Annotated in this window: 16 protein-coding genes; 10 read left to right on the plus strand and 6 right to left on the minus strand. The window is 71.6% G+C overall.

Translation table 11 applies throughout. The annotated features are described in order from the left end of the window. Positions 1 to 17: 17 nt before the first annotated feature. The 5 genes from coaBC to LY05_RS04120 are packed head-to-tail and all read left to right on the plus strand — an operon-like array spanning position 18 to position 4008. A complete protein-coding gene (gene coaBC / locus LY05_RS04100; RefSeq protein ID WP_148922191.1) occupies positions 18 to 1244 on the plus strand; it encodes a bifunctional phosphopantothenoylcysteine decarboxylase/phosphopantothenate--cysteine ligase CoaBC in 1227 nt (408 codons plus the stop codon). Beyond that, positions 1241 to 1735, plus strand: coding sequence for a dUTP diphosphatase (gene dut / locus LY05_RS04105; protein WP_148922192.1), 495 nt, complete (start codon positions 1241 to 1243; stop codon positions 1733 to 1735). Before coaBC ends, dut begins: the two co-directional genes overlap by 4 nt. A 22-nt stretch (positions 1736 to 1757) precedes the next feature. Beyond that, complete coding sequence (locus LY05_RS04110; protein WP_148922193.1) at positions 1758 to 2207, plus strand: RrF2 family transcriptional regulator; 450 nt, start codon at positions 1758 to 1760, stop codon at positions 2205 to 2207. 57 nt (positions 2208 to 2264) lie between these two features. Beyond that, entirely contained in the window at positions 2265 to 3218 is a 954-nt protein-coding gene (cysK, locus tag LY05_RS04115; RefSeq protein WP_148922194.1) for a cysteine synthase A, read from the plus strand. A 4-nt stretch (positions 3219 to 3222) separates the two neighbouring features. After that, positions 3223 to 4008, plus strand: a complete 786-nt coding sequence (locus LY05_RS04120) for a HesA/MoeB/ThiF family protein (protein WP_148922195.1) — start codon at positions 3223 to 3225, stop codon at positions 4006 to 4008. A 186-nt stretch (positions 4009 to 4194) separates the two neighbouring features. On the opposite strand, the gene LY05_RS15085 is transcribed toward LY05_RS04120, so the two are convergent. From LY05_RS15085 to LY05_RS04130, 3 genes are all read right to left on the minus strand, one after another. Continuing rightward, the gene (locus LY05_RS15085; protein WP_170258809.1) at positions 4195 to 4350 is read right to left on the minus strand and encodes a hypothetical protein; all 156 of its coding nucleotides are present in this window, start codon (positions 4348 to 4350) and stop codon (positions 4195 to 4197) included. A 131-nt stretch (positions 4351 to 4481) separates the two neighbouring features. Further along, positions 4482 to 4787, minus strand: coding sequence for a hypothetical protein (locus LY05_RS04125; RefSeq protein WP_072746794.1), 306 nt, complete (start codon positions 4785 to 4787; stop codon positions 4482 to 4484). A gap of 93 nt (positions 4788 to 4880) precedes the next feature. Continuing rightward, complete coding sequence (locus LY05_RS04130) at positions 4881 to 5867, minus strand: 2-hydroxyacid dehydrogenase (protein ID WP_148922196.1); 987 nt, start codon at positions 5865 to 5867, stop codon at positions 4881 to 4883. A 110-nt stretch (positions 5868 to 5977) separates the two neighbouring features. Between LY05_RS04130 and LY05_RS04135 the strand changes: the two genes are divergently transcribed. Beyond that, complete coding sequence (locus LY05_RS04135; RefSeq protein ID WP_249041850.1) at positions 5978 to 6490, plus strand: SH3 domain-containing protein; 513 nt, start codon at positions 5978 to 5980, stop codon at positions 6488 to 6490. A gap of 7 nt (positions 6491 to 6497) precedes the next feature. Here the strand turns inward: LY05_RS04135 and irr are convergent, their stop codons facing one another. Further along, complete coding sequence (irr, locus tag LY05_RS04140; RefSeq protein ID WP_072746957.1) at positions 6498 to 6941, minus strand: Fur family transcriptional regulator Irr; 444 nt, start codon at positions 6939 to 6941, stop codon at positions 6498 to 6500. 191 nt (positions 6942 to 7132) lie between these two features. On the opposite strand from irr, the gene fabA reads away from it, so the two are divergent. The 4 genes from fabA to LY05_RS04160 all read left to right on the plus strand — a co-directional run bounded on the left by fabA (position 7133) and on the right by LY05_RS04160 (position 10539). Continuing rightward, positions 7133 to 7645: a bifunctional 3-hydroxydecanoyl-ACP dehydratase/trans-2-decenoyl-ACP isomerase gene (gene fabA, locus LY05_RS04145; RefSeq protein WP_148922197.1), complete on the plus strand. Its 513-nt coding sequence runs from the start codon at positions 7133 to 7135 to the stop codon at positions 7643 to 7645. A 39-nt stretch (positions 7646 to 7684) separates the two neighbouring features. Continuing rightward, on the plus strand, positions 7685 to 8908 hold the full coding sequence (gene fabB / locus LY05_RS04150; protein ID WP_072746791.1) for a beta-ketoacyl-ACP synthase I: 1224 nt from the start codon (positions 7685 to 7687) through the stop codon (positions 8906 to 8908). 10 nt (positions 8909 to 8918) lie between these two features. Next, positions 8919 to 9707: an enoyl-ACP reductase FabI gene (locus tag LY05_RS04155; RefSeq protein WP_072746790.1), complete on the plus strand. Its 789-nt coding sequence runs from the start codon at positions 8919 to 8921 to the stop codon at positions 9705 to 9707. 118 nt (positions 9708 to 9825) lie between these two features. Further along, positions 9826 to 10539, plus strand: a complete 714-nt coding sequence (locus LY05_RS04160; protein ID WP_170258813.1) for a DVUA0089 family protein — start codon at positions 9826 to 9828, stop codon at positions 10537 to 10539. A gap of 24 nt (positions 10540 to 10563) precedes the next feature. Here the strand turns inward: LY05_RS04160 and LY05_RS04165 are convergent, their stop codons facing one another. Both LY05_RS04165 and LY05_RS04170 read right to left on the minus strand, forming a co-directional pair. Then, complete coding sequence (locus LY05_RS04165; protein WP_148922199.1) at positions 10564 to 11526, minus strand: endonuclease/exonuclease/phosphatase family protein; 963 nt, start codon at positions 11524 to 11526, stop codon at positions 10564 to 10566. A gap of 51 nt (positions 11527 to 11577) precedes the next feature. Further along, positions 11578 to 12456 (minus strand): DMT family transporter, encoded by an 879-nt coding sequence (locus tag LY05_RS04170; protein ID WP_148922200.1) that lies wholly within the window; start codon positions 12454 to 12456, stop codon positions 11578 to 11580. Positions 12457 to 12524: the final 68 nt, after the last annotated feature.

The raw sequence follows: 12524 nt of genomic DNA on the forward strand, positions 1-12524 counted from the left end.
CCCATGAGGCGACCGTCATGAGCGCCGCCGATCTGGCCGGCCGGCGCGTGCTGCTGATCATCGGCGGCGGCGTCGCGGCCTACAAGACGCTGGAGCTGATCCGCCTTCTGCGCGCGCGCGGCGCGGCGGTGACGCCGGTCATGACGCGCGCCGCGGCGCAGTTCGTCACGCCCATGTCGGTCTCGGCCCTGGCGGGCGAGGCGGTGCGCGACGACCTGTTCGACCTGGGCGACGAGGCGCAGATGGGCCACATCCAGCTCTCGCGCGCGGCCGATCTGGTGGCGGTGGCGCCGGCCACGGCCGACCTGATGGCCAGGATGGCGGGCGGCCATGCCGACGATCTGGCCTCGACGCTGCTTCTGGCCACGGACAAGCCCGTGCTCGTCGCCCCGGCCATGAACGTGCGCATGTGGCTGCATCCGGCCACGCAGCGCAACCTGGCGCAGCTGACCGCCGACGGCGTGCGCACCGTCGGCCCGGACGAGGGCGAGATGGCCTGCGGCGAGCATGGCCCGGGCCGCATGGCCGAGCCCGCCCGCATTCTCGAGGCCATCGCCGCCATGCTGCGCGACGGCCCCCTGCGCGGGCGGCGCGTGATCGTCACCTCGGGCCCGACGCACGAGCCCATCGACCCCGTGCGCTACATCGCCAACCGCTCCTCGGGCGCGCAGGGCGCCGCCATCGCCGAGGCGCTGCGCGACCTGGGCGCCGAGGTGGTCTTCGTCACCGGCCCGGCCAGCGCCCCGCGTCCCGCTGGGGTGCAGGTGATCGAGGTCGAGACCGCGCACCAGATGCTGGACGCGGTCATGGCCGCGCTGCCCGCCGACGCGGCCGTGTTCGCCGCCGCCGTCGCCGACTGGCGCGTCGAGGCGCTCAGCGGCTCGAAGATCAAGAAGGACCCCGGCGGCCGCCCGCCCGCCCTTGCGCTGACCGAGAACCCCGACATCCTGCGCACCGTCTCGCGCCTTGAGGCCGGGCGCCCGCGCCTGGTGGTCGGCTTCGCCGCCGAGACGGACGACGTGCTTGCGAACGCCCTCGCCAAGCGCCTGCGCAAGGGCTGCGACTGGATCGTGGCCAACGACGTCTCGCCCGGGACGGGGGTGATGGGCGGCGCCGAGAACGCCGTCACGCTGATCACCGCCGAGGGCGCCGAAGACTGGCCCCGCGCCAGCAAGGCCGAGGTGGCCCGCCGCCTGGCCGCCCGCATCGCCGAACGCCTGAAGCAGGACGAGGCCGCCCCATGAGCCGCATCTCCGCCGCCCCGCCCGAGATCGAGATCGCGCTGCGCCTGCTGCCCGGCCGCGACCCCGACCTGCCGCCGCCCGCCTACGCCACCGCCGGCGCCGCGGGCATGGACCTGTGCGCCAATCTGCCCGAGCGCGGCGAGATGGCCCTGGCGCCCATGGCCCGCGCGGTCGTGCCCACGGGGCTGGCGGTCGAGCTGCCGGCGGGGCTCGAGGCCCAGATCCGGCCGCGCTCGGGCCTGGCGCTGCGCCATGGCGTGACGGTGGCCAACGCGCCCGGCACCATCGACAGCGACTATCGCGGCGAGGTGGGCGTGCTGCTGATCAATCTGAGCGACGCGCCCTTCGTCATCCGCCATGGCGACCGGATCGCGCAGATGGTCGTGGCGCCCGTCGCGCGCGTGCGATGGACGCTCTCGACCCGGCTTGGCGACACGCGCCGCGGGGCGGGGGGCTTCGGCTCGACCGGCCTCGGCGGTGACGAGCGATGAGCGAAAGGACGGCGACGCGATCATGCTGAAGCTTTCCCGCAAGACCGTGCTGGCCATCGAGGCGGTTCTGGACGTGGCCTACAACGCCCGCCCCGACCCGGTGCAGGCGCGCGACATCACCGAACGCCAAGGCATCCCGCAGCGCTATCTCGAACAGGTGATGCAGCGCCTGGTGCGCGCGGGCGTGCTCAAGGGCGTGCGCGGCCCGCGCGGCGGCTACGCCCTTGCGCGCGAGCGGCGCAAGGTCACGGTCGGCGACGTGGTGCGGGTGGTTTCGGCCATCGATCAGGAGGCCGAGGAGCCGCCCTCGCGCGGGGCGCTGGGCCGGGCGGTCGTCGTGCCGCTGTGGGACGAGCTGGAGGAAGAGTTCCTGGCCCGCCTCGACCGGATCACCATGGAGGATCTTTGCCGCCGCGCCGCCCAGCTGGGCGTGCCGCGCGCGGGCAAGGACGTGCCCGACTTCACCATCTGACCCGCCTCGTGACCCGCCGCCGGGCCGAAGGGCCCGCGCCCGAACCGGAGAAAGCGCATGCATGTGAACCCGCCCCGCGGACGCATCTATGACGACGTCACCCAGACCGTGGGCGCGACGCCGCTTGTGCGCCTGTCGCGTCTTGCCGCCGAGCTCGGGCTGAAGGCCGAGCTTCTGGGCAAGCTGGAATTCTTCAACCCCATGAGCTCGGTCAAGGACCGCATCGGCGTCGCCATGATCGAGGCGCTCGAGCGCGAGGGCCGCATCGGTCCCGACGCCACGATCATCGAGCCGACCTCGGGCAACACCGGCATCGCGCTGGCCTTCGTGTGCGCGGCGCGCGGCTATCGGCTGATCCTGTGCATGCCCGAAAGCATGTCGCTCGAGCGGCGCAAGATGGTCGCGCTTCTGGGCGCGCGGCTCGAGCTGACCGACCCGGCCAGGGGCATGGCCGGCGCCATCGCCCGCGCCGAAGAGCTGGCCGCCGAGATCCCCGGCGCGGTCATTCCCCAGCAGTTCGACAACCCCGCCAACCCCGCCGTGCACGAGCTGACCACCGCCGAAGAGATCTGGACCGATGCGGGCGGGCGCGTGGACGTTCTGGTGGCGGGCGTGGGCACGGGCGGCACCGTGACGGGGGTGGGCCGCGCGCTCAAGGCCCGCAACCCGGCGCTGCGCGTGGTCGCGGTCGAGCCCGAAGACAGCCCGGTCCTGTCCGGCGGCCAGGCCGGACCGCACAAGATCCAGGGCATCGGGGCGGGCTTCGTGCCCTCGATCCTGGATCGCGAGGTGATCGACGAGGTGCTGACCATCGGCAACGAGAACGCGTTCGACACGGCGCGCCTTCTGGCCCGCGCCGAGGGCATCGCGGGGGGCATCTCGTCCGGGGCGGCGATCGCGGCGGCGGCCGAGGTGGCCGAACGCCCCGGCATGGAGGGCAAGCGCATCGTCGTCGTCCTGCCCAGCTTCGCCGAGCGCTACCTCTCGACGCCGCTGTTCGACGGGGTCTGACCCCATGGCCCTGAGCGACGAAGAGCTCGAGCGCTATGCGCGCCACATCGTCCTGCCCGAGATCGGCGGCCCCGGCCAGGCGCGCCTGCGCGCGTCGCGGGTGCTGGCGGTGGGCGCGGGGGGGCTGGGATCGCCCGCGCTGGCCTATCTGGCGGCGGCGGGGGTGGGCGTTCTGGGCGTGGCCGACGACGACGCGGTGTCGCTCTCGAACCTGCAGCGGCAGATCCTGCACGGCGTCGCCGATCTGGGCCGGCCCAAGACCGACAGCGCCCACGACGCGCTGGCGCGCATCAACCCCCATGTCGATGTGCGCCTTCATCCCGTGCGGCTGGACGAGGACAACGCCGAGGCGCTGATCGGGCGATACGATCTGGTGGTCGACGGGTCGGACAACTTCGCCACCCGCCACCTGGTCAACGCCGTGTGCGCGCGCCTGCGCAAGCCGCTGGTGGCCGCCGCCATCGGCCGCTGGGAGGGGCAGATCTCGACCTACAAGCCGTGGGAGGGCGGGCCGTGCTACGCCTGCGTCTTTCCGCGCGCGCCCTCGGCCGAGCAGGTTCCCGCCTGCGCCGAGGCGGGGGTTCTGGGGGCGCTGGCCGGCGTGATGGGGGCGATGCAGGCGGTCGAGGCGGTCAAGGAGATCGTCGGCGCCGGGCGCGGGCTGTCGGGCCGGCTGCTGATCTACGACGCGCTCGAGGCGCGGGTGCGGGTCATGGGCGTGGCGCGCGATCCGGCCTGCGCGGTGTGCGCCGGGCTCGCGCGGACGGGGGACGCGCCGGCGGCCCCCTGAGGCCCCTGGCGGATTCGGCGGTGCGCAGGCGTCAGGGGCCACGGCCCGCGTGCCGCGCCTGCCCGGGTCCGGGATTTGCGCACGCCGATGACGCCGCGCCCGTGCGGGGCGGCGTCATGGCGGCGAAACCAGGAAATCGTGCAAGGATCGCGCACAGGCCGCGCTTCGGCGGCTGGCCCTCGCTCTTCAGTAGCGGCTGCCGCTGAAGACCCGGGCGCACACCGTGCTGACGATCATGGCCACCACAATCAACTCGACGACATGGCCGGTAAGCAACCAACTCAACGCGTCGCTCAGGGACTCGTCAAGGAGGCCCGGAGCGTGAACGAACTTGCCGGTCATGGCAGCCCCCTGTTCAGCTCCGTCAATGAACATGACATATCACTGAACGCGGGATTCCTCCAGCGTTCTAATCGTAAACGCATAAAATTTGCATCAATTCGGCCCGCCGCCGCGGCCTGCGCTGCGCGCCGTCAGGCGGCGTCCATCTTGCGCAGTTCGGCCGCTTTCTGCTGGCGCCGGCGGCGCAGCTCGGCCAGGTCTTCGCTCAGCCTGTCCTTCTCGGGCTGGGCGTGCTGCGGCGCCCGCCGCGCGCGCCAGCGCAGCACGGCGATGACCGCATACATGGCCAGCAGCAGGCTCAGGATGACGATGACGGTCATGAAGCCGTCATTGCGCAGCAGCTTCTGGAAAACGTCGAGATAGCGATCCCAGAAGCCCGGCGCCGCGCCGGGGGCGTAGTCATGCGCGACGGGGATCTGCTCGAGCCGCGTGGCCATGGGAACCTCATGCGACGAAATGGACCAAATTCATTTAGAATTCAGTCCAATTTCGGCGATCCCCGCGCGCCCGTCAATCCTTCCGGTCGATCCTCAGAGCATCGAGGGCACAACCAGGTCCGGCGGGCGGTGGCCGTCGGCGAAGGTCTTGATGTTGATGATGACCTTCTCGCCCATCTCGATGCGGCCCTCGATGGTGTTCGAGCCCATGTGCGGCAGCAGGATCACGTTGTCGAGGCCCTTGAGCTCGGGGTTCACCTCGGGCTCGCGCTCGAACACGTCCAGTCCCGCGCCGGCCAGCTCGCCCGCGCGCAGCATCCGCGCCAGCGCCGCCTCGTCGATGACCTCGCCGCGCGAGGTGTTGACGATGTAGGCCGTCGGCTTGAGCAGCTTGAGCCGGCGCGCGCTGAGCAGGTGGTAGGTCGCCGGCGTGTGCGGGCAGTTGACCGAGATGACGTCCATGCGCGCCAGCATCTGGTCGAGGCTTTCCCACCAGGTCGCTTCGAGCGATTCCTCGATCGAGCGGTGCAGGCGCCGGCGGTTGTGGTAGTGGATCTGCATGCCGAAGGCGCGCGCGCGCCGCGCCACCGCCTGGCCGATGCGCCCCATGCCCAGAATGCCCAGCCGCTTGCCGGTGATGCGCCGCCCGGTCAGCCCGGTGGGCGACCAGCCGGCCCATTCGTCGTTCTCGATCAGCCGCAGGCCTTCCTTCAGGCGGCGCGGAACGGCCAGGATCAGCGCCATGGTCATGTCGGCGGTGTCCTCGGTCAGCACGCCGGGGGTGTTCGAGACGAGGATGCCGCGCTGGCGGGCGGTCTCGACGTCGATGTGGTCGACCCCCGCGCCGTAATTGGCGATCAGCTTCAGATCCGGTCCGGCCTGCGCCAGCAGCCGCTGGTCGATGCGGTCGGTGACCGTGGGCACCAGGACGTCGGCGCGGCGCATGGCGTCGGCCAGCTGCTCGCGGCTCATGGGCGCGTCGTCCAGATTCAGGTCCACGTCGAACAGCTCGCGCAGCCGGGTTTCGACCGGCTCGGGCAGGCGACGCGTGACGACGACCCTGAGCTTGCCTGATGTCATGGGCTTCTCCTCCGCAGCGAAATCTGAAATAGACTTAACCGCAAAGGCGGGCGGGGTCCATGCGGCCCGTTCGCCGGCGCGCGCATGACGGACGGGCTGAGGCGATGCGGATGAGGCGGACGATCTCGCGACGCGCGATGATGCTGGGGGCCGGGCTGGCGCTGGCGGCGCGACGCGGCGCGGCCGCGGCGGCGGGGCGCGGGCCGGTCACGGGGCTGCCGCTGCCGCGCTATGTCAGCCTCAAGGCGGGGCGGGCCAACGCCCGCCGCGGGCCGGGGCTGAACCACCGGGTGGACTGGGTGTTCGTGCGCCGCGGCATGCCGCTGCAGGTCATCGCCGAGCACGAGCACTGGCGGCGCGTGCGCGACATGGACGGCGCGGTGGGCTGGGTGCATTACTCGCTGCTGCGCGGCGACCGCACGGCGGCGGTGACGGTTCCGCGCGCGGCGCTGCGCGCGCGCCCCGCGCCCGACGCGCCCGTGGTCGCCTGGCTGGAAGAGCGGGTGATCGTGGCGCTCGACTCGTGCCGCGAGCGCTGGTGCAAGGCGCGGGTCGAGGGGCGTTCGGGCTGGATCGCGAAGCCCGAGCTGTGGGGCGTGGACCCGGACGAGACCTTCGACTGAGGCGCCCTCAGCGCGCGCGCCGGCGCAGCCGAATCACGACGTCGACGCGCGCCACCTCGGCGCCTTCTGGGGCTTCGGGCAGGGCCTTGAGCGCGACCGCGCCGCGGGGCGCGTCGGTCAGGCGGCCCTCATCCTCCCAGTAATAGTGGGCGTGATCCTCGACGCAGGTGTCGAAGCAGGCGCGCCCGCCATCGACGGTGATCTCGTTGAGAAGGCCCGCCTGGGTGAAGGCGCGCAGCGTGTTGTAGACCGTGGCCAGCGACACGCCCTCGCCGGCCGCGCGCGCGGCTTCGAACAGCCCTTCGGCCGTGACGTGGCGATTGCGCCCGTCGCCCACCAGCAGCCGCGCCAGAAGCCGGCGCTGGCGCGTGGGGCGCAGGCCGCCGCGCGCCAGCCATGCGGCGGCGCGGCGCTCGGCCTCGGGCGCGCGGATGTCGGCAAGCGGCTCCATGCCCGACTGATACCCCGCGCGCGCGGCTCGCATCAAGACCGTTCCGCGCGCAACGGTTGCAGGCGCATCCTTTCGCGCGCCGACCCGCGCGCTTGCGCATCCGCGCGGCGCGGTGCTAGGGAAGCGCGAAAGAGGCGCGGCGCAGGCGAAACCCACGCGCCGGGGCGCTTTGTCGGTCGTTCGGAGGATTCATGACCAACCGCAAGAACAGCTATGGTTACGAGGATCTGATGGCCTGCGCGCGCGGCGAGCTGTTCGGCCCCGGCAACGCGCAGCTGCCCGCGCCGCCCATGCTGATGATGGACCGCATCACCTCGATCACCGAGGATGGCGGCGAGCATGGCAAGGGTCAGGTCACGGCCGAATTCGACATCAAGCCCGACCTCTGGTTCTTCCAGTGCCATTTCCTCGGCGATCCGGTCATGCCCGGCTGCCTGGGCGTGGACGCGCTGTGGCAGCTGACGGGCTTCTTCCTCGGCTGGAAGGGCATGCCGGGGCGCGGGCGCGCGCTGGGCGTGGGCGAGGTCAAGTTCACCGCCATGGTGACGCCCAAGACGCGGCTCGTGCGCTACGAGGTGGACTTCAAGCGCATCATCGACCGCAAGCTCAAGCTGGGCATCGCCGACGGCCGCATGTTCGCCGACGACGAGCTGATCTACACCACCAGGGACATGCGGGTGGGGCTTTTTCAGGACGAGGCGTGACGGCCTGTCGGCAGGCGGCGCAAACGCACGGAGGCGCGGATGAGACGCGTTGTGATCACGGGGCTCGGCATCGTTTCGTCGATCGGCGCGAACGCCGACGAGGTGCTGACCAGCCTGCGCGAGGGGCGCTCGGGCATCTCCTTCGCCCCCGAATACAAGGAGCACGGCTTCCGCAGCCAGGTCCACGGCAAGCCGGAGGTGGACATCCCCGCGCTGGTGGACAAGCGCGTGCTGCGCTTCATGGGCGACGGCGCGGCCTACAACTACATCGCCATGCAGCAGGCCATCGCCGACGCGGGGCTTGAGGAGAACGAGGTCTCGAACCCGCGCACCGGCCTGATCATGGGCTCGGGCGGGCCGTCGACCAAGAACCTGTTCCAGGCGCACAAGACCGTCATCGAGAAGGGCTCGCCCAAGCGCATGGGGCCGTTCATGGTCACGCGCGGCATGTCCTCGACCAACTCGGCCTGCCTGGCGACGCCGTTCAAGATCAAGGGGATCAACTACTCGATCACCTCGGCCTGCTCGACCTCGGCCCATTGCATCGGCGCGGGCGCCGAGCAGATCCAGTGGGGCAAGCAGGACATCGTCTTCGCCGGCGGCGGCGAAGAGCTGGACTGGACGCTGTCGTGCCTGTTCGACGCCATGGGCGCCATGTCCTCGAAATACAACGACACGCCGCAGAAGGCCTCGCGCCCCTACGACAAGAACCGCGACGGCTTCGTCATCGCCGGCGGCGCGGGCGTGGTGGTGCTGGAGGAGCTCGAGCACGCCAAGGCGCGCGGCGCCAAGATCTATGCCGAGATCACCGGATACGCGGCCAACTCGGACGGCTACGACATGGTCGCCCCCTCGGGCGAGGGCGGCGAGCGCTGCATGCGCCTGGCCATCGAGGGGCTGGGCGACCGCAAGGTGAACTACATCAACACGCACGGCACCTCGACGCCGGTGGGCGACGTGGGCGAGATCGAGGCCATCCGCCGCGTCTTCGGCGACGACCAGCCCGTGGCCTCGTCCACCAAGTCGCTGACCGGCCACAGCCTGGGCGCGACCGGCGTGCAGGAGGCGATCTACTGCCTGCTCATGCTGCAGCACGACTTCATCGCCGCCTCGGCCAACATCGAGGAGCTGGACCCCGCCATCCACCCCGACGAGATCGCCATGAAGCGCATCGACGACGCGGGGCTGGACACGGTCCTGTCCAACAGTTTCGGCTTCGGCGGCACGAACGCCTCGCTTGTGCTGAGCCGCTATCATGGTTGACGGGAACGCGATGACCGGATTGATGCAGGGCAAGCGCGGGCTTGTCATGGGCGTGGCGAACGATCACTCGATCGCCTGGGGCATCGCGCGCGTGCTGCACGAGCATGGCGCCGAGCTGGCCTTCACCTATCAGGGCGCGAATTTCGAGCGCCGCGTGCGGCCGCTGGCGGAATCGGTCGGCGCGAAGATCATCCTGCCCGCCGACGTGCAGGACGACGCCTCGCTCGACGCCGTCTTCGCCGCCATCGAGGCCGAGTGGGGCGAGATGGATTTCCTCATCCACGCCATCGCCTATTCGGACAAGAAGGAGCTGACGGGCCGCTTCGCCGAGACCACGCGCGCGAACTTCCTCAACTCGCTCGACATCTCGTGCTTCTCGCTGGTCGATCTGTCGCGCCGGGCCATGCCGCTGATGAAGAAGGGCGGCTCGATCGTCACGCTCAGCTTCCTGGGCGCGCATCGCGTCATGCCCAACTACAACGTGATGGGCGTGGCCAAGGCGGCGCTCGAGGCGTCGGTGCGCTATCTGGCGAACGATCTGGGGCCGCAGGGCGTGCGCGTCAACGCCATCAGCCCCGGCCCCATGCGCACCCTGGCCGGTTCGGCCGTGGGCAGCGCGCGCCGCGTCTACAAGCAGGTCGAGGCGAACGCGCCCATGCGCGCGAACGCCGCGCTCGAGCATGTCGGCGGCGCGGCGCTGTTCCTGTGCTCGGATTACGGCGCCTCGACCACCGGCGACGTGATCTATGTGGACGGCGGCTATCACGTGCTGGGCATGGCGCAGCCCGAAAACATCTGAGCGGCCCGCATCCGGGCATGCAATGATCGCGCGGATGTGTTAACAATGCGCCAAGCGTAACCGAAAGCGTGACCGGGGGCCGGTCGGGCGTGGCATGATTGCAGACCGAGGTGAGAAAATGATTGTCGACCGCATCAAGGGCGTTGTGGCCGCAGCGGGTTTCATGGCGGGGTTGGCCGCGGCGCCGGCCATGGCCGCGACGGTCACGCCGGTGTTCACGGCGACCGGGACCTTCGCCGCCGATGACGGCGTGGCGCTGTTCCAGCTGACGCTGGACGCGTCGGGCTCGGTCGATCTGCGCACCTTCGGCTATGCGGGCGGCACGATGGAGGACGGCACGTCGGTCCCCGCGGGCGGGTTCGATCCCGCGCTGTGGCTGTTCGCCGCCGACGGCTCCTTCCTCGCCGGGAACGATGACGGCGCCGGCGTCGGGTCCGACCCCGTCACCGGGCAGCCCTATGACGCGCGGATCTCGGGGCCGCTGGGCGCCGGCACGTATTTTCTGGCGCTGACCCAGTATCAGAACACGCCCCTGGCCGCGACCGACCCGGGCAAGACCCTGGCCGACGGGTTCACCTATGACGGCCAGCCGCATTACACCGCGACCCTTCAGTCGGGGTTCTGCGATCCGACCTCGTTCTTCTGCGATTCCTGGGTGGTGGATGGAAAGAGCGTGCTGCGCACCGGCGACTACGCCGTGCAGGCCAAGGGCGTGAGCAGCTTCACCCCGCTCTCCGACCCCTCGCCCAGCCCCGTGCCGCTGCCGGCCGGGCTGCCGCTGCTGCTCGGCGCCTTCGCCGGGCTTGCGGCGCTGGGGCGGCGGCGCAGCTGACCGCAAGCGCGAACCCTGCCTTGCTCACGGCGCCCCTTCGGGCGCCGTTTGCGTTTCGGCCCCGGGCAGGTCGATGACCACCGCCGCATGGTCGCTGGCATGGGGGCGGTGCGGGCCGACCTGGGCAAAGCGCGGCGGCCCCGAGCGTGCGGGCGGGCCCGCCAGGCGGTCGAGCCCGGCGCGGATGATCCGGGGCCGCGCCTGCGGCCAGCGCGCCGCCAGCGCCGGCGAGGCGAGCATGGCGTCGGGTCTGCCGGCCCCCCGCCCGTCGGGCGAGGCCCAGGTCCAGCGCTCGTCCTCGGGCAGGCGCTCGAGCAGGTCCACGCAGAAACCGTCCGCCAGCGGTGCCAGGGCGCCCGTTGCCGAAAGGCCGGCGGGTTCGTTCATGTCGCCCAGAGCCAGCCACAGGGCGCGCGCCGGTTCGGCGAAGCGCCGCTCGATCAGCCGCCGCAGCCCGGCCGCCTCGGCCCGGCGCAGGGCGGCCGCGCGCTCGGGATCTGGCCATGGCGCCTTGAAGTGGCACACGAACAGCGTCAGCGCCCCGATGCGGGCCTCGAGGCAATCGCGGCGAAAGAGGGGCGCGTCGGGGTCGATGCCGGGCGGGGGCGCCACGCCCAGGCTGCGCGGGGTCTCGGCCGCGTGGCTCTGGATCCGCAAGGGCGGCAGGCGGCTCATCAGCGCCACGTCCAGCCCGCGCCCGTCATTGCCCGGCAGGCAGTGGCGGAACGGGTAGGGCGCCGCTCCGGCCGGCGCAAGCCAGGCGTCGTGGAAATGGTCCAGCGTCGCCTGGTCGAAGACCTCCTGCAGCGCGACGACGTCGGCGTCGGCGGCGCGAAGCACCGCCGCGGTCAGGCGGCGGTCGATGGGGTCGAGCGCGTCGGCGCCGGCGTCCTCGTCCGCATCCCGGTCGCGCGCGCCGTCAAGCCGCGGCGCGCCGTCCCGCATGCGCAGGCGCATGTTCTGGACGTTGAAGGTGGCGATGCGCATGGGCGGCTCCGCAGGGGCGACGGCCCATGAGCCCCCGCTTTCGCGCCGCGGTCAAGCCGCGACGCGCCCCGCGCCGCGCCGCGCTTCGCGCCAGGCGGTGAACAGGCCCGCGCCGACGATGATCGCCGCGCCGAGGATGGTCAGCGCATCGGGCGACTCGCCGAAGAACCAGATGCCGATCATCGACGCCAGAACCAGCTGCAGGTAGGAAAAGGGCTGGACGACCACCGCGGGCAGCGCCTCGAAGGCGCGGATCAGGAAATAGTGCCCGGCGATGCCCGTCACGCACAGCGCGCCCATCAGCGGCCAGTGCTCGGGCGCGAGCGGCTGCCAGTAGAACGGGCCGACCAGGGTCAGCGCCGCCGCGCCCGCGACGCCGGTGTAGAAGAAGCTGACCTGCGACGGATCGGACCGGCTGGCCAGACGGGTGAGCACGCCGTAGAGCGCCATGGCGATCATCGCCGCGACGGCGATGAGGATGCGCGGGTCGAACACCTCGGCCCCCGGCTTGAGGATCAGCAGAACGCCGAACAAACCGACCAGGATCGCCGTCCAGCGCCGCCAGCCCACCTGCTCGCCCAGGAGCGGGACCGACAGCGCCGCGACCACCAACGGCGCCGAGGCGAAGATGGAATGCGTCGCCACCAGGCCCACCGTGGCGAAGGCGGTGATGGCCACCACAACCTCGGCGGCCAGCAGCGTGCTGCGCAGGATCTGCAGCACGGGCCGCGCGCTGCGCGCGGCGGCGCGCAGGCCGCCCGGCCGCCGCGCGGCCATCAGGACCACGAACAGCGCGAAGGCCCAGTAGCGGATCATGACGATGAGCAGCGGCGGATGCTCGGCCGCCAGGGCCTTGGACAGCCCGTCCTGGACGGCGAAGATGGTGATGGCGAGAGCGGCGAAGGCAAGGCCCCTGGCGGCGGGTGACATCGGTCGGAAATCCTGACGGCGCGGATTCGCGCGTGAACCATATGGCCGCCTTATAGTGCCGCGCCGGG

Origin of the sequence: Oceanicella actignis (assembly GCF_008124525.1) — a bacterium.
Lineage (GTDB): Bacteria > Pseudomonadota > Alphaproteobacteria > Rhodobacterales > Rhodobacteraceae > Oceanicella > Oceanicella actignis.